Raw genomic sequence first — 24,175 nt, 5'->3', positions numbered from 1 at the left:
TATCATTTAGTTTGTTTTATAGTTGCTACAGCTGTATGCAATCGTTGCGTTTGTTAAAACCTAAAGTATGGTTTTTCGTCCATCATACGGTCATTCATATCAACAATCCAAAAGGCTGCACCTTGCCAGGAAAGGCATGCCGTAAGAACACATAACCAATACCACTTAATCCGCGGAATAAGGAAGGGTTTTCCAAGTGAATATCAGCCAGATCGTAGGTTTGATAACATCCATCCTCCAGCCTCTTAATTCTGGCTTCATCAAGACGTTTCGTTACTTCCGCTTCCAGCTGTTTATCGTCGAGTAGCTGTGCCGCTTCGAGGAGAAAGTCTAATCTTCCAAACCGACCACAGCAGTAAAAGTCAATGCCCGTTTCTGCAAAATCGAGGGTGGTACGAATAGCTTGGTCCATCCTTTTGAGCCAATAGGAATCACCGGTCAATTGCCAGGCGTGCAAGCGGGCAAGTCCAATTCCAGGGGCGCCATGGCACCAGGAGGTGGCAAACTTCCCCTCTACCTTTCGAAGATCTCTCCAATTCCCCTGGTCCTGGCTAAACCATTCATCTTCCCACTGGACTGCGAGGTAGCAGGCTTCTTTGTAGCGCTCAACGCCTGTTGCTTTCCAGGCTTTTAACAAGGCTATACCCATTCCAGCAGAACCGTGCGAAAGCCCGGTTAAGGGACGTTCAAACTGACGAATGTTGTGCCAATAGATCCCGCCTGACTGAGGATCAGCGGTGGATTGACTGAGTAAAAAATCGGCACACATTTCGATTTTACGCTTAATGGCTGCTTCGGGTATTTGTTTGTAAACCTCACACAGAATGGATAAAGCACCAGCCGTTCCACCAATCTGATCCAGGCTTTCGTCCAGCTCCAAAGTCTCAGTATTCCAACCATCTACAAGCTCCAGAATAACTTGAGAATAGCGGAGGGCATCTACCCGACTGAGTACATAAATAAGCCCTGCTACACCTCCACTCATGGAAAGCGGCATCAGCCTATAGGGCGGTTTATTTTGCAAGGCTTGCTGTACTTCATGATCGAGTAGCCCGGCAACCACAGATCCGTAGGTAGATTCCCCGGTGCATTGATCCACCTGATTCAGAAAAAGGGCAATTCCCAAACCTCCCGCATACAGCGAATGATCCAGGGTATGAAAAGCGTATTTGCCCTGATCCTCCGATTGAAAGCAATTCCACTGCAATCGCCCCTTTTGCTCCCATCCTGCATCTACAATTTGCCGTGCTATGGCCAGGGCTTCTTCCCGTGAATTTTGCGTAGTCTTTGTAGCCCCCTCTTCAGTCACCCGTTTCGTACCTCCCGAATGGTTCATGTAACGAGCTGCCAGTGTAGATTCCAGAATGCGAACCTGTGCGTTTAGATCTTCCTGGGTCATGGTATAAGCCCGTTCCAGAATAAAGTCATAGGGCGTAGTCTCGTAAAATTCCGGAACTGCCTCATGACCATTGACCCATAGCGAATTTGAAGTCGTAACGGCATGGGTAAGTGGAATATCCATCTGCAATATGGCCTTGGCTTCTTCCTCTATAAATTTCTCCTGATGCTCATCGCTTAGTCTTAGGTTTAGGTAAAACTCTTCCAGGTAATTGCGAATGATTTCTTGGCGTTTTTCCTCCGATTGCAAGGCTTCGGGGACAAACGAATTTTCAAGCATCCTTTTATAGGATTCGGTGGATCGGGGAATAATGCGAACGGTTTGATGCTTAAAGCCCGAAAAAGGATGAACCTCTGGTAATAAGTGCTGCAAACTCAGCAACCAATTCCCCATTCGCTCAAATCCTTCGATTAGTTCTTTTTGGTAATTCTCCGGTGTCACCTTAGTACCATCAAGTAGGGGTTGGTTTCCATCTGCTTTTAGTTTACCAGATACACGAACCAGCTCCAAAGCATCGCTACCCTCATTTACCCAACGCCATACGGAATTGCCACTTTCCTGCACTCCCTGGGCGCCGAGGGCACTTCCATCTGCGGGTTTCTTACCGGTTCCAAAATAAACCATCATGGGTACAAGCCCTGAATTCAAGACGCTGTACAGGCCAAACTCGGTATGGTTAAAAAGGCATTCGGTATCGATAATCATGGGGTGACCACCACAGGCTATGATGTTTTCCAGGTGAATATCCGTTCCCTGCAAAAAGTACAGTAAAGTGAGTAAGCCACCCGCTCGTTGGTAGTAGTCTGCAACCTCGCCTTCGGATTGACAGGGAGTATTTTTTACAAATTCTACCCATTGGTAATTCTTTTGGTTGAGCATTTTCAAGGTTTGGAATTCAGGTCCCCCCCAGCTTTACTGGCCTGCTCCAACAAGGAATAAAAAGCGGCATCCAACCCTCCCGAGCGAGGTTTGTAAACCAACTTTTGGTCGTTTTTGAAATGAAGAATCGAGGTACTCTCCCCGTTATTGTGCACATCACCCAATCCCATTTCTACCTGGAGAATATCGCCAAAATCCACACCATGGTTCAAAAGTGTGGCCAGTTTTGCCCGATCTGATTCATAGTTTTTACGTACCGATTGTTCAAACTGCTGTGTCTGTTTTAAGTAGGTCTTTTTCAGGTGACTCAGCAAGGGATATCGTGCCGAAAAGGCTGTCCTGCCCTGCTCTTCTTGTAGGCCATTTAAATAAGCTGGTAAAGTGGCTTGGGTTGAAGTTCCTGGTTGCAACAGGTTCATGAACTTTTGTCGACGCTGAAAATTTTGGTAATCCTGATCAAAAGCAAAACGGCTGATTTGGGAAAGTCCTTTAAGTACTTCGTAGGCAGGTTGAGTCCTGTTTTGGGCTTCATTTTCATAGGCCAATGCCAGCAAGGGCTCGCTAAAGGGAATCGGTGGATGCATGGAATCTTTCATTTCAATTTGAGTTTAGCGGTAAAAAAAAGAGCCTGCCGAAGCAGGCTCCCAGGGGTATTAAAAAGTACAGCTGCAGGTCCAGAAAAAACTCTTGCAATCGGCGTCACTTACAGACTGACTGTAGTTTTTAACGCTGTTTTCCAAGTCTGCATAAGACAGCTGATATCCGTGTTCTTGAGCCGTTTTGACGAGGGTGTCAAAAACCGCCTTTTCCAAGTCGCTACCCAGTGCAGGGTTGCCAGCGACCTCTTTCGTTAAATTAATCATAGTTAAGGTGTTACAATTAGATTAAACCAATAGAAACTTAGGTGCTTAGCTACCCGGAGTACACAAAAGCGACCAGCAACCAATACAGCAGTTATCGCTAAAGGATCCTCCGGATAGGTAGGATTTACCGTTTTCCAACAGGCCAGCTTCGGTTACATCGTATCCTTTGCTTTTTGCCAGATCAATAATGGTGCGAAACGCAGCATTTTCCATCTCTTTTTGGAGAGAAGTATTGGAGCTTAATTCCTGAATAATATTTGCCATGATACTAAGTGTTTAAGGGGTTCGTAATTAGGCCGTGCAAACTGCAGTGAATAATACGCTGGTACAGCTGTCTCCCACTTTGGAAGCAGAGTAGTCTTTTTCGGAAGCTTCCAAGTCTTGAGTAGTTACGTTGATACCGTGCTTTTTGGCAACTTCTACGATAGAGTTGTTTACGGCATTGTTGAATTCGTTTCTAAGTGCCTCGTCGTTGTTAAGGGCTTCAATTAGCTTTTTCATGATAATTTGTTTTACTTGTTTGATAATTAAAGGCTTGCGCCATTTCTTTAAGTTCAAATGCTTTCCTGATCTGTTACCCGGAACCTTTTCGGTGCAGCACAAAGCCAACACGGTCATATTCAGTGACCAATCTGTATCCGAAAACAGAGTCCAGAAAGTATTCTTGAAATCCTCAGCTGAAGGGAACGTTTGACATCTCGGGCATGCGGTGGATACTTCTCGAGTATCCCTGGTGAGGTGTCAGTGAGTAATTACAGGACTAAAGTACCCTGTGAACTTGAGTTGGCGTCCGTGGTTTTTATCCGTTTCAGAAAATGGGATATTATTACCTGCGGGAAGATTTGTTTGAATTCCGGATAAGATAAGAGCCCAGTACGCCCCTATTATCAGGGGTTGGAGCGATAATGGTCAATTGAGGATCAATGCCCTCACCCCTATTCCAGTTTCATAAACCGGTACTTGTACACCGCAAAAAACTCCCGAAATAGTCCATAGAGATCACGAAGTTCAAAATGCCGGGCATGCGATCGATAGACTTGTTCAAAGCCCATTCGTTCGAAAATGATTTCCGTGCGACGTAGGTGAAAAAACTGGGAAACCACAATCACACGCTTGGTTTTGAAATCAGGAATCAATTCAGTGGAATTTTTAGCGGTTAAATAAGTCGTATTTCCGAGCGTATCCATCACCACATCCGGAGCCGGAACTCCCTGGGCAATTAGATATTCTGCCATTTTGATCGCTTCGTTGTGACCTTCCTTCCCCCTACCACCGCTAACGAGAACCTTTTGAACCAACGAATCCTGATACAACTTCAATCCTTGATCTACCCGGGCCTTGAGGCGTTCGGAGAGTTCACCGTTTTCATGGACTTTGCTTCCCAATACTACAGCGTAGTCGGCAGAACCCATGGTATCATTTACTCCCTGATAGATCGTAACGGATGATTCCAGCAAAAACCACCCCAACAATACGAGTAGAATTGCTCGAATCCTGAATTTTAATTTGCCCGACAAAGTCATGAAATTGATCTGATGCTAAAATTAAGCCGTTCGGGACTTCATTACTCGAAAAGAGAAGTAAATCAAATTCAAAAATGCCCCCATGAGCAAAGTCATACCCCAAGTCCTCGGATGATCGAAAGGATAAGCAAATCGATGCCCAACATCATAGATAAGCCCAATAGGCTCCCTAAGTACGTCCCAGCTATTCCAGCGCAGGTAACGGCCCAGGTAGATACCAAAGGCGGAGAGAAACAACAATACCACTGGAATTCCACTTACCCATTTTTTATTGATCTGCTTTCGTAGCATTTGTTCAATGTCCCAGAGGCTTAACAAACCGTACATCAACCCCGTCCAGGCGAAGGATAAAATCAGGATAAGATCAAACCAAACGGGCATGGACGATCTTAAGCGTAAATGAAAAAGATCGGTAAGGATGTAAGGTGCATTGGGAAAGAAAAGTAGCCAGACTACCATGATAAGTAAGGTTATCCGTTTGAAACGTTGCAACTCGGGTTTGATAACCATAAGTGTACTTAGCATCCAGGGAATGATGGCGAGGAACAAATTCCAATTGAGGAAAATGAATACCCGGGTATCCGAATAAAAATAACGAAAGAGCGAGCAGGCAATGCAAAAAAGGGTAAGTCCACCCAGCATTAAGTATTCGGAGGATCGGGTGTGTTTTTGAAGAAAAGCAAACATGGTTAGGAACGGATTTCAGGTTGCTTCGAATGTAAAAAGCTTGGCCCATCTGTACCTAAACACCCCCTGAGCTTTTAAGTTCTTTTTACTTAATAAAACCTAGTGTCAGAGTTTGAGTGTGAGCCCGAGAGTCGAGGGGAATTCAATCTTGAATCTTCAACTTTGAGCGTAGCGATCACTTAGGTAATCTTCAACTTTGAGCGTAGCGTTCAACGAAGATAATCTCGCTTCTCGTTTCCCGCTTCTCGTTTCTCGCATCTCGCCCCTCACCCTACATAGTCCATCCATTCTTTTACCACTGATTCGAGTGCAGCCTTTTTATTCTCAATATCCTCCAGGCTTTCAAAACGGGCTACTCGTCCTTCCTTTCCATCACCGCTCAGCAATCCAGCGGCATTGGGCAGCACTGCTCCCTTGTGAAACATGAGGCTTACAAACTTCTTGGCATTCATAAAGAAGGAAGCCATATTGCCCTTGTACATGAAGGTGGGACTACTCCACTTGATGGTTTCTTCCATAGCTGGATGGGTGGCCAGGATGATTTCACGAACCCGGCGGATTTCTGCGTCCATGGGGTGGGCTTTCTTTTCCAGGTACTCGTCTACTTTGGGATTTGTGTTCATAGGAATGGATTTGGAGTTAAAGGTAGGGAAGTTGGGTGGGGTAATGTCGGAAAAGGAGATACAGAAATCGTACATTTCAATATCCAAAATCGAACTTTTACCAGATAACTATCCATGGGACTTTTCGGCAAAAACAAATTTCCGCATATTCAATATGGCTTCAGAGGTGAAGGCATCCTGTACAAATTCAAAGGAAAAGAATTTGAAATCTGGTCTACTTGGGGGAATGGTCGTAGAATTTATCTCGATGAAATATATCCGCATGAAAAATTCACAATTGAAGAGAAGAGAATCATGTTTAAAGACATCGTAGCTTTCTCAAAATGGAAAATGGAACTTCCGATAATTGTGTATACTTCCATTTCAGATGATGCCCATATCTGGAGAGAATTGTGCATAGAGTTTAAAGATTCAATCAAATCCGTAGAAACCTCAACGGAAGAAGAAAACTTACAATCCCAATATAACATGATGAAGGAAGGCTTAGAAGGAGGATTGGCTACCTACCATATAGATGGCCAGGTATTAAAAACGGTAAAAGACCTTGAGACTTACTGGGCGAAAAAATACTCTTGAATTAACCTCACCTTTTTTCAAAAGGATCCGAAAAAGCCGGATTGGTCAACAATTGCTCATCGGTCAGCGTATTTAAAAACGCTATAATCTGATCCTTCTCCTCTTCCGTAAAATGGCGGCCACCACGGTGCGCATCAACCATTTTGGGATCGGTATGGGAGGTGGAGTGAACATCTTCGCTGTAAAAATCGAGTACTTCCCGCATGGTCTTAAATCGGCCGTCGTGCATATAGGGAGCGGTTACCATGATGTTTCGCAAAGTGGGAATCTTGAACTTTCCTAAATCCGTTGTATCGCCGGTCACGGTGAATCTTCCCGGGTCGGTGTAGTCGGAGGCTACTTCACCTGGTATTAATCCGTTGTTGGTGAATTCTGCCGTGGTGCCCAGGGCATGGCGATCGGTAACGTGGCAGTGTAAACAATTGCCCATGGATTGGTCATTTACATTTAAAAAGCCTTCAATCTCGTCTTGAGTAAAGTGATCCTCACCTCTTAGCACCCGGTCATACTTGGAATTATTGGACAATAGAGTGCGCTCAAACTGGGCAATGGCTAAAGCAATAGTCACACTATCAATCGGGCGATTTCCAAAGGCCTGTACAAAAAGTGGGCGGTAAAATGAACTGGCCTGGATTCGTTCCGCTGCAGTGGACCAATCCAAATCCATTTCAGCATGCGATCTGACCGGTTCCCAAACCTGGGATTCGAGACTTTCTGCCCGACCATCCCAAAACAAGCCAGGATGCCAGGCCAAATTGAACAAGGGCGGAGTATTTCGTTTCATGAGCTCTCCGTCAATTCCCTTGCTTAAAGCGTTTGGAGCATCCGAAAAAGCCACTTCCTGCCGGTGACAAGAGCCACAGGAAAAGGTTTTATCCCGACTCAAAATGGGATCGTAAAACAAGTACCTGCCCAGTTCCACCCCTTCCTCGGTCACCGGATTGATAGAAGAATGCGGCATTTCCGGAAAAAATTCCAACTCCGGAAAACAGTAGGGATTAACCCGCTGGGGTAAGGTCCAGGCTATGCCCAGAACCATTCCCAAAATCAGGATTACGGCAATTCTATATTTTAGAATGCCCAGCATTATTCATTAACGTGAACCACTTTAACCACATCACTGGCCTTATTGGTTCGAATGTGAAAGTAGTATTCACCCTCAGGCTGACCGGAAAGATCGACCCAATACTTGGTGGGCAAATGTTTGCTATCCTCCACTACCCGACCTTGTGAATCGGTTACCCGCAAGTGCTCAATGATATGGAAGTTATCCAATTGCTTGGCCTGGATATGTACCTTACCACTGGCCGGATTGGGATATACTTTCAAATATTCTTTCTGTTCTACTTCGGTAACCGTATGCACCTGGGTTACATGAAACATTACATTGTCAATCATCCAGCCCTCATAGGCTGTAGCGACTGTATCCGAATAGCAGGTAAACCTCACCTTGGGTTCTGTGCCCATAATAAAATCAGGCTCAAAGCAGAGCCAGATATTTCTCCATTGAAAATCTTCATCCGTAAAGCCTGTTTTTCCATTGGGAAGAACAGCTACATTATTGGTATCAAACCCAAAAAAATTTGCGACCAATGGGTTGTTATGAGGATTTTGCCAGGTAAGACCATCATCTAAAGAAAACTCCACCACTCCGCCATCGAATCCAGGTCGAAAATGTAATTGTTGACTCCACTGAAAGGCAATATACCCCCTGGAAATGTACTGAACATGGGGAAGATTAAACCAAACCCTGGACGAATCATTGGGCGGATAAGGATTTAGCGTGTCGGTCATTAGGGCTCCGGGTGCGGAAGAAGCCTGGTTGAATTTCCTTTTGGAGGGTTTTCCAATCATCCAAACATTAGAATGGTTGGTAGTGTCGAACTCAGGTATAAGCGAAAACTCTGAAGTATCTGTTCCATCAAAATAAGCGACGTATTCATGCCACCAGTTTGTGGATTGAGCATAGGAGGTAAAGGATACAGCCAGTACCAAAATGAGGGTGTTGACTAAGGACTTCATGGGCTATTTGGTTTAAGTGAGGTAAAAGTTTCCTATAGAAGACAATTTAAGGATTAACAGGAATGATTAATTAGGTCTTATCTATTTCACAACCAGCGCAGCACAGGGGTTGGGTACCTCCCACTATTTCGCGGACGGAGATAATGATCGATATTTGCGTTCTTGAAAAAGAACTTCCAATACCTCATTCATATCCGCTTTCTGGGATTTCGGTTTCACGGATGGAGCAAACAAACGGGATTAAAAACCGTGCATAGCATGGTGGATAAAACGGTGGCCTTTGTTCTACAACATGATTCCTTTAAGACCCTGGGATCAAGCCGAACGGATGCCCGGGTATCAGCTGAATCTTTTTATGTGGCGCTCTACCTGGATGATGCTCTGGACAACCTCAACGAGTTTTTAGACCTGCTCAACCTAAACTTCCCAACGGATATTGAAGCCATGGAATTACAAGAGGTTAGCCCGGATTTTAACGTCATTCAATCGGCTAAAACCAAGGAATACCTTTACCTGTTTGCTCCCCATTGCAAGGGACACCCCTTCTCTGCCTCTCTGGTCACCATGATTCCCGATGAATTGGATTTGGATCAAATGAAGGCCGGAGCCAAACTCTTTAAGGGGACGCACAATTTCCAGAATTACGTAACTAAACCCAATGAAAAAACGGAGCTTGTTAGAACGGTAAGCCAAAGCGATATCATTCCTAACCGCTTTTACCAGTCTTCCTTTTTCCCTTCTGAAGTATTTGCCTTTCAGTTGGAGTCATCCGGATTTATGCGCAATCAGGTAAGGCTTATGATGGGCCAATTACTGGAGTTAGGCAAAGGACATATTTCGCTGAACGATTTGGCGGATAGTCTTGAAAACAAACGTTCCCAACCTTTTAAAACCATCGCCCCTGCCTCGGGTTTGATTCTTTGGAAAACTTACCTCATTGAATTTATCCAAAAGCCTTAACTTGCGTCTACCTACGGAACATTTATGTCAAATTCATTATGAATAATAAACCTGAGAATTTGGAAAAAATCAATTCTCTTAAATCCAAATTGGAAAGCAAACAACCGTTGGAATCTGAAGTTAAAAACCGATTAGATCGGAAATTCAACTTAGAATTTAACTATAATTCCAATCACATTGAAGGAAATACACTAACCTACCATCAGACCGAATTGCTGCTTTATTCCGACATCTCTTCAGGAGACTTACGATTTAAAGATGTTGAGGAAATGAAGGCTCATGATTTGGCGTTATCTCAAGTTAATCTTTTGGCAACGCGAAAAGAGGAGCCGTTGACAGAAAAGTTCATTAAAGAGCTTAATAGAATACTTTTAGTCAGACCTTTTATAAAACCTTCTATCGGTCCTGATGGAATAGAAACGAACATAACAATAAAACCTGGAGAATATAAGACCAAACCCAATGGTGTAAAAATGCGAAATGGGGAAATAAGAAACTACATATCACCAGAAGAAACGGCGATGCGGATGGGAGATCTGCTCAATTGGTTCAAAACAAATAGAGATCAACTACATCCGATTGAATTGGGAGCTCTTTTCCATCATAAATTCCTTGAAATTCATCCGTTTGATGATGGAAATGGTAGAGTCGCAAGATTAATAATGAACTATGTATTCTATAGTAGCGGCTTTCCACCCGTGATAATTAAATCATCTGACAAAGAAAACTATCTCGTTGCCCTGCGTAAAAGCGACAGCGGAGATGACGACTCAATCGTCAATTACGTTGCAAAAGAAATGATGTGGTCTTTAAACCTTTGCTTAAAGGCTTCAGACGGTAAGAATATAAATGAAAAGGGTGATCTAGATAAAGAAATTGAAGTCTTAAGAAGAAACAAACTCAGCTCTCCTATAATTCACAGAACACCAAAAATTATTTTTGAGACATTCACACAAACCGAAAATGAAGTTTGGACTCCACTAACCGAAACCTTGAAAAAATTTGATGATTTCTTTGCCGAATCGAGCATCGATATATATGTTGACAATAATTTAATTAAAGAAAAAAAATTTATACCTGGGACCGCAAATTGGCTGACCAATTATGTGGGACGTGAAGTTCCCGTCGATCGATATACCATATTTGATATTGATTTGGAGGAAGTTGATATAAATAAAGTTGTGTGGATTCAAAAACTCCTATCTCTTAAAACTTCTCATGAAAAAGTAGACATCATGATCAAATTTGAACTGGAGTTTTTGGACTCCAAATATTCTATTAGGAGTGGAGAATTAGTATCCAAATTTCATGATGGGGCAACGAACTTTAAATTCTCCAAGGATTATAAATATGGCAACTCTCCGTATCACAGCGAATTAGATAAACTATCAGAATCCATCACATCTTTTATCATAGAACGGATAAAAACTTCAAATTAAAAATCACTCCTTCTCACCAATAAATCTACCTGCATGAAAACACTTGTATTTGCCCTCAGTCTTTTGGTTTTTCCTTTTGTCTCTCAAGCCCAAATGGCTCAGTATGAATTCCAGCTTAAGGGAAATGAAATCGAGCTTAAATTCATGATTCATAGGACGGAACTGATCCAGTTTCAAATCAATGAGTGCGACATCCAGGCAGAAACAGCTGAATGCACGACCTTGTATTTGGGCAGTCGATCATCGTTTTCAGTGAACGGTATGGAATTGGATTTTGAATTGAACAACTACCACATGCAGGGAACCAAGTTGGTGATGTATTTGAGAGCACCGGCTCCTTTTGACGAAATTCAAGATCTGAGCATTACCACCGATGCCTTTTATGAATTCAACCCAAGCTTTAGAAACCTTTACATTCTCAATATAGGTCCTTTTCAAGGTTCACGCCAGTTGACCATCGATAATCCATCTTTGGACCTAAGCCAGGAGAATTAATCCTTAACACATCTCACGGCTCCACCCGTTGCCGTTGAAATACCGGATGTACGCAACTGGTTGTCATTATAAGACAGGTAGTATATTCTTCCATTGGAGGAACTTGGCCACAAACTCGCTGACCAGATATAAGCATTGTCGTAAATACCGGTAAACGATGATGAGGAGCTGCGCTGTCCATTACCCACTGCTGTGAATCCAGTACTGTTTGTCGCTGACGTGTTGGGCGGGTCCCAGTGAACGGTGTAATGGTCCTTTAGGTCTCCACCACAGGTGGAACAGTTTCCTCCATCTACATGAGAGGCATCCAAATGCGTAGCCAGTGTATCCCATTCGGCGCCACTTGGTACGTGCCAGCCTGTTGGACAAACTCCTTGCACTCCACTTGGAGCCGCAGTACTTGCTGAACCTCCATTGAGCATGGCGGTGAAATTATAGAGACGACCGTAGTCCTGAAAATAGGAAGCACTATCGTTGTTGTAGAAATACTGTGAGCCATTGGATGTAGAATACCGCATGTTTTCAGTCATCCAAATCTGGGTTCCAATTTGAACAGTACCGTACTGATCCTTATCCCGAGTATCCAACCAATCTTCTCCAACTACCCATCCGGAATTGGCTGCGGCCAGATTAACTACTACGGTATCACGGGCTGTATCTCCTTGATAGCTTACCGCCCATTCCAATTCGTATTTGTTTCCTGGAGCTCCAGTAAAAGTAGATCTGGCTTCACTACCATTGCTTACTGCACCTCCTGAACCGCTCAATACCGTCCAATTACCCTTATGAGGAGCCACTGCGGAATCGGCTCCTAAGGTTACCGTGCTGGCCGACGGATCCAGAATATCTCTTCCGGCATTGGCCTCTACTTCGTTTTTCACACACCGAATGGAATACCGAGTGGTGGTAGAAGCCGAGCTTGAATAGGTCATGTCATCGTTGTTGTAGCTCAGGTAATGGTAGTACCGATTACTAATACTGCTCGGATTGTAACTCGTGGACCAGAAATAGGCGTATTGATACAATCCCGTGAATCCGGAACCTGAATGGTATCCCGCTCCCCGACCTGAGAAACCGGTAGAGTTTTTGGCTGAAGTATTGGGTTGCTGCCAATGTAGCGTGTGTTTTTCCTTTAACTCACCCCACAGGTGGTACAACTTGATAAAGCAGAGTGCCCTGCATTGATTTGGGTATTAAGGGTATCCCACTCATAAACGGAAGGTAAATGCCACCCTGCCGGACAAACTCCTTGAACCCCACTCGGCACCCGGTTGCTTATTCGCTCCCCATTCAAAGAAGAAGCCGCCCGATAAAGTCTACCGTAGTCGTCCGCATAACTGAGGCTATCTGAATTGTAGTAACTATCGCCCGATGGCGCGTTGTAGTTTAGGTTCTCAGCCATCCAAACCTGATTTCCAATCTGAACGGTTTTATAGGATTCCTGGTCTCTTACATCATACCAGGTTTCTCCTGGTTCCCAATTGTTGTTTCCATCGTTGTTGAGCACCACACGAACCGTATCGCGGCTGGTATCACCCTGGAAGAAAGTCTTCCATTCGAGGTAATGTTCGCCTGTACCACCGCTGAAGTAAGAGGTTTTAGGATCGGTAGCATCTGCCACGCTTCCACCGCCAGATATAACCGTCCATTGTCCGCTATGAGGCACATCTGGAAGGGTTGCATCCAAGGTAGTGCTTGTACTTGCCGAAAAGATATCTTCACCTGCATTGGCTTCTGGAAGATCTTTCAGGCAGCGGATAGAATAGCGGGCACTCGATGAACTGGAAGAAGAAGATGTGACCTGATCGCTGTTATAGGACAAATAATAGTGCTCAAAATTGGAGGTACTGGATTCATCGTATGAGCTGGACCAGAAATACATATTATCGTACACTCCGGCATAGGACGAACCCGTGTAATATCCTGCCCCTCTTGCCGTAAATCCAGTGCTATTGCTCGCAGAAGTATTCGGCGGATCCCAGTTAACTGTAGTGGTTTCTTTTAGCTCTCCCCCACAAGTGGTACAGGTAGATTTCGGTGTGTGCCCTGATTTTATGTGAGTTAAGAGGGTGTCAATTTCTCCCTGTGAAGGAACGTGCCAGGCTACGGGACAAACTCCCTGAACACCACTCGGTACGGTGTTGGAGATCCGTTCTCCATTCATCATTGTCCCTTGGTTATATACCCGACCAAACTTTTCCGCATAACTGGTAGAATCACCGTTGTAATAATCATCGGAGCTTACACCCGGAACGTTGTAATTGAGATTCTCGGCCATCCAGGTTTGATTCCCAATCACCACGGTTGAATAGGTTTCCATATCTCGGGTATCCAACCAAACTTTACCTGGTGTCCAATTCACATTGGCGTCAGACATACTGATGAGCACTGTATCTCTGCTTGTATCACTTTCAAAAAAGACCTTCCACTCCAATACATAATCCTCTCCAGGCATGCCGCTAAACAAGGTTTTGGGATCATTTACATCCCCAAAGAATGCCGTACTTCCTGAAATGGCTGACCAAACCCCTTCATAAGGAATGTTTAATGAATCTGCATTCAAAAAGGTTGAACTCTGGCCAGGAATCAATTGATCCGCACCCGCATAGGCCACTACCTCGTTCTTTATACAGCGCACTGAATACCGAGTAGAACCGCTCGAGCTACTCGAATAAATAGCCTGATCATTGGAACTGGATAAGTAATAGAAAACATTATTTCCAGTGCTGGACGGGTTATAACTCGAAGACCAGAAATAAGCGTAGCTATAAACTCCAGTATACCCCGATCCGCTGTAATACCCTCCGCCTCGGGCTGTGAAACCCGTGCTGTTACTCGCCGATGAATTTGGAGCTGCCCAGTGTAGCACGGTTTCTTCCTTCAATTCTCCCCCACAAGTACTGCAGGAAGAAAAATCGGAATGAGCAGGTTTAATCTGCTTGAATAAGGTATCCCACTCATTGGCCGAAGGCAAGTGCCAGCCTACAGGACAAATTCCCTGTACTCCACTGGGGACAGATTGCGTTGTACGCTCTCCATCAAGAACGGTGGAGTTGTTGTATAATCTTCCAAATTTCTCTGCATAAGAAAGGCTATCGTCATTGTAATAGGTATCGGAAGTTTTGCCTGGTACGTTGTAATTCAGGTTTTCTGCCATCCAGGTTTGGTTTCCAATTCTCACGGTTTGATACAACTGACCATCTCGTTCATCCAACCAACCTTTTCCAGCGGTCCAGTTTACGTTAGGCTCAATGAATTCAATCAAAACGGTGTCACGGCTTGTATCGCCAGCAAAGCTTAATTGCCACTCCAGGGTATAGGAGCTGTCGCGAATTCCGGTCAGGGTTGCTCTGGGATCGGTGTTGTTCGATAGGCTTCCCCTGTTCCATCAATGATGGTCCATTTTCCTTCTTCGGGAACAACGGCTGTATCAGCTGCAAGCGTGGCAGTTGTTCCACTGGTTACCTGCTGATCTTTTCCAGCATAGGCATCGGGCAAATTCTTGACGCAACGAACGGAGTATCTTTGGGAGTTCGAATTTGTAGAAGTATAGGTCGTTTGCGCATTGGCCGATCGAAGGAAATAGGCATCCTGATAGGCCGAGTTACCGGTATTGTAGCTTGAACTCCAGAAATAGGTGTAGTCATATAGGCTGGAATAGGATGCTCCGGTATAAAGTCCGGCTCCCCGAGCGTTAAATTTCAATTCGTTGGTAGCTCCAGAGTTGGGCGCATTCCAGTATTCGGTAAAGGTTTCTTTTAATGGCCCAGCACAATTTGAGCAATTGGTTCGAGTGGCATGCCCTGAGTTTATTCGGAGAAACAGCGTATCCCATTCAGCCGTACTGGGCAAGTGCCACCCTTCCGGGCAAACTCCCTGAGTAGTGCTTGGAGCAATGTTACTGGTCCTTTCGCCATTCATTACGGCGGTTTTGTTGTAGAGTCGGCCAAAGGTTTCGGCGTACGTAGCACTGTCGCCGTTGTAATAGACGCTGGTTCCTAAATCACTTTTGTAATTCAGGTTTTGAGCCAACCAGGTTTGATTTCCAATTTTAGTGGTTTGATAGAGTTGTCCGTCTCGTTTGTCTAACCAGCTGTCACCTGGAAACCAGGCTACATTCGCAGCGGTAAAGTCAATGATGACCGTATCACGGCTGGTGTCACCCGCAAAGTGGAGCGTCCAAACCAGCGTATAACTGCTATCTCGGGTCCCGGAAAGCGACGAATTAGGGTCATCCGGAGTGGCTATACTTCCTCCTCCTCCATCTATAATGGTCCAGTATCCTTTTTCAGGAGTCACGGCTGAGTCAGCTTCCAGGGTAGCCAGGGTTCCTGTGGTTATCTGCTGATCCTTTCCAGCATAGGCCAAAGGAACATTCTTAACACAACGAATGGAATACCGGCTGGTGGACGAATTGGTAGATGTCTGAGTAACCTGATCCGTATTGTGGCGAACGTAATAGCTGACCTGAAAACCAGTATTTGAAGTATTGTAGCTTGCCGACCAGAAGTAGGCATACGTATAAATGCTGGAGTAGGTCGATCCACTAAATTGACCACCGCCACGAGCTCCAAACCCTGAACTGTTGCTGGCTGAAGTATTTGGAGCTGACCAAAATTCAGTAAACTCCTCCTTCAACTCGCCTCCACAGGTTGTACAACTTCCCCGGGAGAATGCGAAGAATTGATGGTCGTTAATAGCGTATCCCACTCCCCTCTACTCGGTAAATGCCAGCCAATGGGACAAATTCCGCGAACCACGCTGGGTGTAGCATTGGTCAAACGTCCACCATTCATCGAGGCGGCACGGTTATAGAGTCGACCAAAGTCTTCTGCATAAGTAGTGCTATCGTCGTTGTAGTAAGAATCGTTTCCTACGGTGGAGTTAAAATTCAGGTTTTCGGCCATCCAGGTTTGATTTCCGATTAGCACCGTGCTATACATTTGGTTATCCCGCTCATCGAGCCAATCTTTTCCAGGCTGCCAATTTTCATTGGCCGGGGTAAACTCAACCCTCACGGTATCGCGGCTCGTGTCCTGAGCAAAGGAGACCGTCCAAACCAGTAAATAACTACTGTCTGATCTACCCGTAAACTTACTGGCCGGATCTTCGATATCGGCAAATACACCTCCACCTCCGGAAGCAATGGACCAGCTACCCACTTCAGGTGGAACAACCGAATCAGCCGCTAAGAAGGTAAACGTATCGGTCGTGTTGATTTGATCGGCACCGGCATAGGCTTCGACCTCATCCTTTACACAACGAATGGAATACTTTACCGAGCCACTACTCACCGCGCTTCGAATGGCAAGGGCGTTGTTGCTGGACAGGTAGTAATATACGTCCTGAGAGTTGTTAGTTGTACTGTAACTGGCTGACCAAAATCCGGTTACGGTGTTTAATCCGCTGTAGGAGGTTCCAGTGTAATACCCGGTTCCCTGAGCCCCGAAATCGGTGGAATTAGTTGCTGAGGTGTTGGGGGTATTCCATACTTCTGTACCTTCTTCTTTTAAATGCCCACCACAGGTGGTACAATTTCCTCCAACGGAATGGCCGGGTTGAATATGGGTAAAGAGGGTATCCCATTCCGCCTGAGAAGGTAAATGCCAGCTCGTAGGACAAAGGCCTTGAACATCACTTGGAGATTCTAAAGTGGCCCTCCCCCTAAGATCGCCTGGTTATGGGTATAGAGTCTTCCAAAATCGCGGTAGGTCGCACTGTCGTCGTTGTAAAATACATTCCCGGAAGCATTCCGATACCGGAGATTTTCACTCATCCACACCTGGTTTCCGATGGTCACGGTTCCATAAACCTCTTGATCTCGGGTATCCAACCAATCATTTCCTGCGGTCCAGAATCGGTTATCACCTACAAATGAAATCCGAACAGTATCGCGGGCCGTGTCTCCATTAAAACTCACCCTCCATTCCAGCAAATAGCTGCTATCAGCCGTCCCCGTGAACAGCGAGTTAAACGCCGTATCGTAAGCAAAACTTCCTCCGGTACCATCAATAATGGTCCATAAACCGGAAACCGGTACAATGAGGCTATCGGCTTCAAGTGTGGTAGAAGTGCCCGAACCCACCATTTGGTCCTGACCAGCATCCGCCTCAATGTAGTTCATCACACAGCGAATGGAAAAAGAATAAGATGAGTTGTTGTTTCCAAGAACCGTTACATCGTCGTTATTATAAACAAACCGGAGGTAGTTGTAGTAGGAGTTGTTGCTCGTGTTGTAGCTCGACGTCCAAAAATATCCCTGAGTTTTATGATTGCCAAAACCGGAAAAATAGCTTCCGCCCCCCAGATGTTTAAACCAAACTCAGAATCCGCTCCGGTATTGGGCGAAGTCCAGTAAACCAAACTGGTATCTTTTAATGATCCACAGGTAGAACAGGTTGAATTTCCCGAAGAAAAATTGCCATCCACCCGCTGAAAAAGGGTATCGTACTCCAATTGACTGGGTAAATGCCAACCTATCGGACAGGCTCCTTGTCGAACGCTTGGGTAGGTATTGGAATAGCGACCTCCGGCCATAGCCGCGGTATGGTTATACAACCGCCCAAAATTGGAATAGGTAGTTGAATCGTCATTATACCATCGCACGGTCCCTACTCCGGGATCAAAAGTCAGGTTATCTACCATCCAGGTTTGCTGGCCAATTTTTACCGTTCGGTAATGCGTACTATCCCGATTGTCGAACCAGGATGTTCCAGGCAACCAAGCTTGGTTATCGGTACTTTGAGACTCGGAAGAAAGCCCTAAAATGGCGGAGATTTCGCTAAAATTGACTCCCATAATCTTCTCGATTTTGGAGGAGTCAACTCCACCTACTTTTCCAACTCCCTGGGCATAAGCACTTTGATTGACTGTGATCAGCAACAGTAGGCAAACCATTGCCAGGAAGTGGTATGTAATCTTTTTAACCATGAGAAAGATTTACAGACCGCCGCTAACTTCAATAACTACGTAGCTCGGATTAAAAAACAGGGTTGTTGCGGAGGTCGCATATCCCACCACCTGAACCTGATCTCCAGAACCTGAAGGCGCCGTTTGGGTCAACTCTCCTGTGGTGGTTGATACATAGATCATCCCTCCCACGGTCCAACTCCAGGAACTGTTGGTTGCAAATCCGTAATGCAAAATCTTTTTGCTGCCCGTTCCGGTTTCTACGGCCAGGGCCACACAAGGCATGGTGGAGGTCGCATCCGCATCGGACAGATCATAATTACCATTGGACTTAATGTACAAGGCTCTAACAACACCACTCGTACTCCCATCTACCGTTGCTGTAGAAGTAATTCCGTTGGGACTGGTATCACTTGTTGGCGTATTGTCCAGCCCAATGTCTCCATCCACATCCAGGCGAGCAACCGGGGAGCTTGTTCCAATTCCTACGAATCCGGAAGAATCAATCACCAGGCGATCAGAGCCCCTGCCTACATCAGAGATTCGGAATTTCTTGACAAAACCCGAGGACCCAATGGCCCAACTCTCTTTTGAGTTTACAATGCGAAACAAAACATCGTTATCACCTCCGGACCGAAGTCGTTGTTCAGCATTACCACTTGAACGATAAACATCCATACGGAGATCAGGATTGGTGTTGGTGGATCCGAAATTGGCCAAACCTGAGGTGATGTTTATTCCATTGGTTCCTTCCAAAAAGCCATTTACTCGTACGGTATCGTTGGCAAAGTCTCCCCAAATCAAAGGTGTGGCTGAACTCGAATTCTCAATATACAGCAAGTTGCTGCCGGTTTCATTGGCACCTGATTCCGATCCTATGAACACGTTATTGGAACCCGTAGAAAGATTTCTTCCAGCTCCTCTTCCCGCCAGAACATTGCTGCTACCTGTAGTCATGTTTCTACCTGCGTCATCCCCAAGAAAAACATTGTTACTTCCTGTCAATTTGGTGGTAGAATTTCCATAACCTGCAGCATAGCCCAAAGCGGTATTTCCGACTCCGGTAGTATTGAAGTACATAGCATAAGGCCCTACTGCTGTATTCCGGTTACCCGAGGTTTTCTCCCGCATAGCCTGGGTTCCCATAGCTACGTTGTTCACAGCCGATACGTTATTCTCAAAAGCTTGAAAACCTATTACCGAGTTACCAAAGGCACCATTTCCGTTACCCACACCTGGCCCAATGTAAACGCTGGCATTGGAGCCAGGAACCAGAATTTGTCCACCTGTAATAAACTCATATTGCAGGGCTCCACCAAGAGTTAAACCAATGGTATCTGAATCAGCACCCGAAGAATTTTGAGTAGAGACGTAAGTATCCCGATCGGCATCGGCTAATACAGTAGCCGTATCTGCAGATCCACCAGCTGAAGGCGCCCAGGTGGCATTCCCCATTCCATCGGAGGTTAAGACGTGTCCATTGGTAGCCCCATTCGTTAATCGAATGGAGGAGGCCATTATTCCCCCATTAACATTCAAAACAGAGTCTAATGTGGTGGTACCAATACCTACATTGTTATCGATGTAAACATTACCATTGTTAAAGTATCCGGCCCAGGCACTGGAGCCTGTTGCGGTTCCGTAAATCCCATACGTGTTTCCGGATGTTCCTCCGGCTTCTCCGTACACACCGTACTTATCGGAAGCTGAAGTATTGTTGTTGGCTGCACCGTAGAGACCGTAGTTATCTCCATTACCTACTCCGGTAACGTTGGCAAATACCGCTTTCTTGTCTGATGCAGAGCTTTTGGTATTGGCAATAGAAATGGAAAAGTTTTCGGTTGTTTTTTGAATATCGATGGTAGAAGTTGGTGTGTTAGTCCCCATTCCGATCAACCCCACATTGTTTAGTGTATCGTTGCCCGCATCGTTTCCTTCGGTAAGCACTTGAGTAAGATTAGGCGTAGAAGAACTTCCAGAAGATCCGCTGGAGGCGCTCCAACCCAATATAGGTATCCGAGCAGAAACAGCCTGGGTAGAGCTGCTTGAAAAAATAATACTCCCATCCGTTTTAGCCAGGGCTCCTGAGGAGTTGTTGGAATATCCAAAGGCAAAATGGGTCTCTCCCGGATCAACCAATATTGTGTAATAGGTAGTGGTTGCCCCTCCGGCCCAAGCCGCAGTACCAGCAATCTCTGAAACAGATACATCGTTACTGATCGTTAATCCGGATGGCAAACTGATTTGTGCCTCAACAGAGGTTCCCGTCCCTTTGGTAAACTTTCCACGAATAAGCACGTCGGGGCCTTCCCTTCTCCAATAAAAGGTGTCGGCGGTAACGGTACCAAATCCGGTGTAGACAGGGGTATATTCAACCCAATTGGTACTTACCGTAGAGCTCGAAGAGCCTCCGGTTCCAATATTGGTCCAGATACTGCCATCGTAGTAATAGTAAGTCGAACTATCGGCGTTATAAATCATCAATCCAGAGGCAGGACTGCTGATGTTGTTCATTTGAGTAGTCGTTAATCGGGGCGGCAAAAGACCTCGGGATGTATCATCGATCTCCAAGGCAGCTGAAGCATGAGGGTTACCTCCCCCTTGGTTTATCAAGACCCATTGCGCCTGGGCAAAACCAGAAATCAATAAAAAGGCCACTAAGGTGATCGCCTTGATCCCTATAAAATCAATCCTTAAACTGTGTTTGCCTCCCCACAATTTGGATCGATGTAAGCCCAATCGATTATAATCCAATGTTTGACTATTCATTTTTCTCTCTGTTGTAAATACCAAACAGCGCTGTCGGCCTTTGTACGAAGACCCCAAAGTTGCCTACGAGTGGCTTTCTTCCCTACTTCTCTCTTTCTGCCTTCTCGGTATTTTTAGTTTGTATAATCAAATGCTATCCCAAATATTCTAAAATCTCCAGTGCAAGTATCACTACCGCTTCCTCCACTTCTTCTAATTACTACGTAAACCAGATGATCTCCAGCTGCTATACTATTGGTGGTAACACTTACTTCTGCCAAATAATCAGCTGTAGCGGGAGCCGCAGTAACAAAAGAACCTCCACCAGGATTACTGTTAATGACTTCACCCACATCGACACCTCTCACGGCAACATTTCCAGCAAAATTTCCTGAAGTCGCATCACTGGAATATTGGATTCTACAAGTCAATGTACCTCCAGGAAAATCTGATGGCGTTGCAAAGGTCACCACCAAGTCACGTGTTCCTCCATCAGCAAATTCGGCGTAACGCGATTTCCAGGTTCCGTGGGTAGCAAAGGTCACTCCCGACTTATTTGCATCATCCGATAGATTGCCCACCGGAATAATGATGGATCTTTTTTGCCCGGAAATGTTCTCTGCGTCAGTCCAACTGGCATCCCCGTCTGCATCAGAAACCAGCACTTTGCCGTTACCAGCACCACTAGTGAGCTTGATGTTGTCCGCTTCGATATCTCCATTTACATCTAAATCTGTCGTGGGATTTGTGGTATTGATACCTACTTGACCATCGTGTTCAATTCGCATGGCTTCGTTGGCAGTACTTCCATCTACATAGCTATAAAAAACCAAATCCCCCACATTGGTTGAGGCATTGGTCACCTCGCCTGTAATACGACCTAACTTATTGGATGAACCAAGATCATTGTCGTAGTTCTCAAAATTGAGTTTTGCTTGAGCATTGCTGGTCGAAGTATTTCTTGCCCCTCTAATGGTAAGTGATCCATCATTGCTCGTAGAAGAATTCGGACTTACTAAAAGTTGGGGACCACCATCCACCGCGATATGAAGTGCGGATGTAGGTTTCGTCGTTCCTATACCCACATGACCACCATCATTTATGGTCATCTTAATGTCATTGGTATCTACATTGGCCGTGGTGTTAATTTGAACGGCGAAATTCATTTGATAATCAGAGGTGGTAACATATCGGTGAAAAATGGCTGCATTATGGCGCTCATCCCCAGTAGTAGCATTCGATTTGAATCGAATTCCAGATAAGGTATTGGCAGTTCCACTTAAATTGTGAACATCGATAAATGCCCCATCACTGGCTGATGCCGAAACGAGAGAGGCGATCTCCAATTGCTTCGACGGAACATTAGTACCAATTCCAACGGATCCATTGGGAATCCATAAATCCTCATTTACATTCACATTACCGTAAATCGTAACATCGTCGGTGTTAAAATCACCCAGGATAAGAGGTGTAGATGAATTTGAGTTTTCGATATACAGCTTGTCACTTCCCGTTTCGTTACGTCCCGCCTGGTTTCCTATGAACACGTTACCACTTCCCGAAGTGTTGTTCTGCCCCGCATCGTCTCCAATGGCTACGTTATTACTTCCGGCACCATTACGCAAACTGTTGACCCCAATGGCAACATTGCTGGTTCCTGTGGAAAAGGACTGTAGCGCCCGATATCCGATGGCTACATTGTTAGCTCCTGAACCCGTTTGAAGGGCCTGTGCTCCAATTCCTACTCCGTTGTTTCCAGTAAAAGCTGATCCGGATTGGTAACCCGCAACTACGTTACGATCACCTGAACTATTTCCTTGTAGTGTAGAGTATCCAATTGCTGTATTCTGAGTTCCATCGGTTAAAGACTGCATGGATCCCCATCCCAGAGCCGTGTTATTCGTACCTGATGTCAAAGAGGCCAAGCTGTTGTATCCCAGCGCGGAGTTATTATTACCTGTAGCTGAACTCCCTGAATTAGCACCAACCATGGTATTTTGAGCACCGGTAGATAGATTAGCTCCAGCCTTATATCCAACCAAGGTATTCGCATTACTCGACAAATCATCACTTGCCCCAGCCGATTCTCCAATGAAAACACTGGTTCCTGAATTCAACATTTCAAAACGCCCACCTGCTTTAAAGCTAAAGTATTGCGTTCCTGAGTTGTAAATTCTTACCTGGTTGTCATTCGCTCCTCCTAGATCAGTAACCACTTTGGTGTTGTTATCCTGATCGGCAATTTGGGTGGTGTCACCTAAAGAGGTAACCGCAGGCGTAGACCAGGTGGCCGTTCCATTTGAACTGGAGGTTAGCACCCTGCCATCAGAAGCACCTCCGGTTAACCGAATGTATTCAGCATGAATTCCTCCATTTACCGTCAAAGCCGAGTCGGTAGCAGTAGTACCAATACCCACGTTATTACCTAATGGATTAAGGGCCAAAGGTTCCAAATTATGGGATTGAACATATCCATAACTCGTGGTTCGCCCAAGGGTCATGTTGTCTGATCCTGATTCAGAAATTTGAATCTGTCCGGTGTTTGCATTAACAGGTGCAGCGGACTCCACGTGAATCGGCGATCCTGGATTGGTTGTACCAACCCCTACATTTCCGTTACTGTGGACCCGCATCTTCTCATTCCCACCTTGCTCGAAGCGAATGGTCGAATTGTCAATCTCCACCTTGTTGGCTCCCGTGGGATTTTGAATTACAGCCAAGGTATCCGAACCATTTCGAATTCCCACCCAGCCGGAACCGGAGTAGAAATAAAAGGCCGAACTATCGGAGTTGTAAATCATCAATCCCGTTGCCGGTGATGAAATACTAGTCATTTGCGTAGTGGTCAACCGGGGAATCAGAACTCCTTTATCTGTTGCCCGGATATCCAATGCCGAAGAGGCATCAGGTGATCCACCATTTTCATCTATAACTACCCATTGGGCCTGGGCTGATTCCGCTCCCATCAGAATCATCCCGGCAAGGCATAGTCCTTTTAGTAGTTCTCTCTGTCTTTTAATGGAAAAACGATTCATTCGTGCTTTCTTATTAA

22 protein-coding genes are annotated in these 24,175 nt (G+C 45.3%); 4 read left to right on the top strand and 18 right to left on the bottom strand.

Annotation, left to right across the window (positions count from 1 at the left end; translation table 11 throughout):
* Nucleotides 1-94: 94 nt before the first annotated feature.
* The 8 genes from lanM to KFE98_15965 all read right to left on the bottom strand — a co-directional run bounded on the left by lanM (nucleotide 95) and on the right by KFE98_15965 (nucleotide 5,974).
* A complete protein-coding gene (gene lanM, locus KFE98_16000; GenBank protein UTW61501.1) occupies nucleotides 95-2,278 on the bottom strand; it encodes a type 2 lantipeptide synthetase LanM in 2,184 nt (727 codons plus the stop codon).
* A gap of 2 nt (nucleotides 2,279-2,280) precedes the next feature.
* The gene (locus KFE98_15995; protein ID UTW61500.1) at nucleotides 2,281-2,874 is read right to left on the bottom strand and encodes a DUF4135 domain-containing protein; all 594 of its coding nucleotides are present in this window, start codon (nucleotides 2,872-2,874) and stop codon (nucleotides 2,281-2,283) included.
* A gap of 57 nt (nucleotides 2,875-2,931) precedes the next feature.
* Nucleotides 2,932-3,141 (bottom strand): hypothetical protein, encoded by a 210-nt coding sequence (locus KFE98_15990; protein UTW61499.1) that lies wholly within the window; start codon nucleotides 3,139-3,141, stop codon nucleotides 2,932-2,934.
* Between the two features lie 45 nt (nucleotides 3,142-3,186).
* A complete protein-coding gene (locus KFE98_15985; protein ID UTW61498.1) occupies nucleotides 3,187-3,405 on the bottom strand; it encodes a hypothetical protein in 219 nt (72 codons plus the stop codon).
* Between the two features lie 27 nt (nucleotides 3,406-3,432).
* Nucleotides 3,433-3,642, bottom strand: coding sequence for a Nif11-like leader peptide family natural product precursor (locus KFE98_15980; GenBank protein UTW61497.1), 210 nt, complete (start codon nucleotides 3,640-3,642; stop codon nucleotides 3,433-3,435).
* Nucleotides 3,643-4,076: 434 nt separating this feature from the next.
* A complete protein-coding gene (locus KFE98_15975) occupies nucleotides 4,077-4,658 on the bottom strand; it encodes a YdcF family protein (protein ID UTW61496.1) in 582 nt (193 codons plus the stop codon).
* A 27-nt stretch (nucleotides 4,659-4,685) separates the two neighbouring features.
* On the bottom strand, nucleotides 4,686-5,351 hold the full coding sequence (locus KFE98_15970) for a DUF1361 domain-containing protein (protein UTW61495.1): 666 nt from the start codon (nucleotides 5,349-5,351) through the stop codon (nucleotides 4,686-4,688).
* A 266-nt stretch (nucleotides 5,352-5,617) separates the two neighbouring features.
* The gene (locus KFE98_15965; GenBank protein UTW61494.1) at nucleotides 5,618-5,974 is read right to left on the bottom strand and encodes a DUF1801 domain-containing protein; all 357 of its coding nucleotides are present in this window, start codon (nucleotides 5,972-5,974) and stop codon (nucleotides 5,618-5,620) included.
* Nucleotides 5,975-6,088: 114 nt separating this feature from the next.
* On the opposite strand from KFE98_15965, the gene KFE98_15960 reads away from it, so the two are divergent.
* Nucleotides 6,089-6,550 (top strand): hypothetical protein, encoded by a 462-nt coding sequence (locus tag KFE98_15960; GenBank protein UTW61493.1) that lies wholly within the window; start codon nucleotides 6,089-6,091, stop codon nucleotides 6,548-6,550.
* Between the two features lie 7 nt (nucleotides 6,551-6,557).
* On the opposite strand, the gene KFE98_15955 is transcribed toward KFE98_15960, so the two are convergent.
* The gene (locus KFE98_15955) at nucleotides 6,558-7,637 is read right to left on the bottom strand and encodes a cytochrome-c peroxidase (GenBank protein UTW61492.1); all 1,080 of its coding nucleotides are present in this window, start codon (nucleotides 7,635-7,637) and stop codon (nucleotides 6,558-6,560) included.
* Nucleotides 7,637-8,572, bottom strand: coding sequence for a T9SS type A sorting domain-containing protein (locus KFE98_15950; GenBank protein ID UTW61491.1), 936 nt, complete (start codon nucleotides 8,570-8,572; stop codon nucleotides 7,637-7,639). The genes KFE98_15955 and KFE98_15950 overlap by 1 nt, the downstream gene beginning before the upstream one ends.
* Before the next feature lie 162 nt (nucleotides 8,573-8,734).
* Between KFE98_15950 and KFE98_15945 the strand changes: the two genes are divergently transcribed.
* Genes KFE98_15945 through KFE98_15935 form a run of 3 tightly spaced genes read left to right on the top strand, consistent with a single transcriptional unit; the run spans nucleotide 8,735 to nucleotide 11,466 of the window.
* Complete coding sequence (locus KFE98_15945) at nucleotides 8,735-9,532, top strand: tRNA pseudouridine(38-40) synthase TruA (protein ID UTW61490.1); 798 nt, start codon at nucleotides 8,735-8,737, stop codon at nucleotides 9,530-9,532.
* 38 nt (nucleotides 9,533-9,570) lie between these two features.
* Entirely contained in the window at nucleotides 9,571-10,971 is a 1,401-nt protein-coding gene (locus KFE98_15940) for a Fic family protein (protein ID UTW61489.1), read from the top strand.
* A 33-nt stretch (nucleotides 10,972-11,004) separates the two neighbouring features.
* Complete coding sequence (locus KFE98_15935; GenBank protein UTW61488.1) at nucleotides 11,005-11,466, top strand: hypothetical protein; 462 nt, start codon at nucleotides 11,005-11,007, stop codon at nucleotides 11,464-11,466.
* Here the strand turns inward: KFE98_15935 and KFE98_15930 are convergent.
* The 8 genes from KFE98_15930 to KFE98_15895 form a co-directional block, all read right to left on the bottom strand.
* The gene (locus KFE98_15930; protein ID UTW61487.1) at nucleotides 11,463-12,623 is read right to left on the bottom strand and encodes a hypothetical protein; all 1,161 of its coding nucleotides are present in this window, start codon (nucleotides 12,621-12,623) and stop codon (nucleotides 11,463-11,465) included. The two genes, KFE98_15935 and KFE98_15930, sit on opposite strands and share 4 nt — an antisense overlap.
* Nucleotides 12,599-14,731 carry a hypothetical protein gene (locus tag KFE98_15925; GenBank protein UTW61486.1) on the bottom strand — a complete coding sequence of 711 codons (2,133 nt, stop codon included), beginning with the start codon at nucleotides 14,729-14,731 and terminating at the stop codon, nucleotides 12,599-12,601. Before KFE98_15925 ends, KFE98_15930 begins: the two co-directional genes overlap by 25 nt.
* Nucleotides 14,732-14,805: 74 nt before the next feature.
* Nucleotides 14,806-16,176 (bottom strand): hypothetical protein, encoded by a 1,371-nt coding sequence (locus tag KFE98_15920; GenBank protein ID UTW61485.1) that lies wholly within the window; start codon nucleotides 16,174-16,176, stop codon nucleotides 14,806-14,808.
* Nucleotides 16,101-16,760 carry a hypothetical protein gene (locus KFE98_15915; protein UTW61484.1) on the bottom strand — a complete coding sequence of 220 codons (660 nt, stop codon included), beginning with the start codon at nucleotides 16,758-16,760 and terminating at the stop codon, nucleotides 16,101-16,103. Before KFE98_15915 ends, KFE98_15920 begins: the two co-directional genes overlap by 76 nt.
* Nucleotides 16,761-17,113: 353 nt before the next feature.
* Nucleotides 17,114-17,590 (bottom strand): hypothetical protein, encoded by a 477-nt coding sequence (locus KFE98_15910; GenBank protein ID UTW61483.1) that lies wholly within the window; start codon nucleotides 17,588-17,590, stop codon nucleotides 17,114-17,116.
* A gap of 50 nt (nucleotides 17,591-17,640) precedes the next feature.
* Complete coding sequence (locus KFE98_15905; GenBank protein UTW61482.1) at nucleotides 17,641-18,396, bottom strand: hypothetical protein; 756 nt, start codon at nucleotides 18,394-18,396, stop codon at nucleotides 17,641-17,643.
* Between the two features lie 9 nt (nucleotides 18,397-18,405).
* Entirely contained in the window at nucleotides 18,406-21,144 is a 2,739-nt protein-coding gene (locus KFE98_15900) for a hypothetical protein (protein ID UTW61481.1), read from the bottom strand.
* 113 nt (nucleotides 21,145-21,257) lie between these two features.
* Entirely contained in the window at nucleotides 21,258-24,158 is a 2,901-nt protein-coding gene (locus KFE98_15895; GenBank protein ID UTW61480.1) for a hypothetical protein, read from the bottom strand.
* Nucleotides 24,159-24,175: the final 17 nt, after the last annotated feature.

This window comes from bacterium SCSIO 12741, assembly GCA_024398055.1.
In the GTDB taxonomy this organism is placed as follows: domain Bacteria; phylum Bacteroidota; class Bacteroidia; order Flavobacteriales_G; family Salibacteraceae; genus SCSIO-12741.
The sequence above is the reverse complement of the archived record's forward strand: the minus strand, read 5'-3'. Positions and strand labels throughout refer to the sequence as shown.

Coding starts and splice junctions, on each gene's coding strand:
- KFE98_15895 (UTW61480.1), bottom strand. CDS start 24,158: ATGAATCGTTTTTCCATTAAAAGACAGAGAGAACTACTAAAAGGACTA.
- KFE98_15900 (UTW61481.1), bottom strand. CDS start 21,144: ATGAATAGTCAAACATTGGATTATAATCGATTGGGCTTACATCGATCC.
- KFE98_15940 (UTW61489.1), top strand. CDS start 9,571: ATGAATAATAAACCTGAGAATTTGGAAAAAATCAATTCTCTTAAATCC.
- KFE98_15995 (UTW61500.1), bottom strand. CDS start 2,874: ATGAAAGATTCCATGCATCCACCGATTCCCTTTAGCGAGCCCTTGCTG.
- KFE98_15990 (UTW61499.1), bottom strand. CDS start 3,141: ATGATTAATTTAACGAAAGAGGTCGCTGGCAACCCTGCACTGGGTAGC.
- KFE98_15965 (UTW61494.1), bottom strand. CDS start 5,974: ATGAACACAAATCCCAAAGTAGACGAGTACCTGGAAAAGAAAGCCCAC.
- lanM (UTW61501.1), bottom strand. CDS start 2,278: ATGCTCAACCAAAAGAATTACCAATGGGTAGAATTTGTAAAAAATACT.
- KFE98_15970 (UTW61495.1), bottom strand. CDS start 5,351: ATGTTTGCTTTTCTTCAAAAACACACCCGATCCTCCGAATACTTAATG.
- KFE98_15905 (UTW61482.1), bottom strand. CDS start 18,396: ATGGTTAAAAAGATTACATACCACTTCCTGGCAATGGTTTGCCTACTG.
- KFE98_15935 (UTW61488.1), top strand. CDS start 11,005: ATGAAAACACTTGTATTTGCCCTCAGTCTTTTGGTTTTTCCTTTTGTC.
- KFE98_15960 (UTW61493.1), top strand. CDS start 6,089: ATGGGACTTTTCGGCAAAAACAAATTTCCGCATATTCAATATGGCTTC.
- KFE98_15980 (UTW61497.1), bottom strand. CDS start 3,642: ATGAAAAAGCTAATTGAAGCCCTTAACAACGACGAGGCACTTAGAAAC.
- KFE98_15950 (UTW61491.1), bottom strand. CDS start 8,572: ATGAAGTCCTTAGTCAACACCCTCATTTTGGTACTGGCTGTATCCTTT.
- KFE98_15955 (UTW61492.1), bottom strand. CDS start 7,637: ATGCTGGGCATTCTAAAATATAGAATTGCCGTAATCCTGATTTTGGGA.
- KFE98_15985 (UTW61498.1), bottom strand. CDS start 3,405: ATGGCAAATATTATTCAGGAATTAAGCTCCAATACTTCTCTCCAAAAA.
- KFE98_15910 (UTW61483.1), bottom strand. CDS start 17,590: ATGAACTACATTGAGGCGGATGCTGGTCAGGACCAAATGGTGGGTTCG.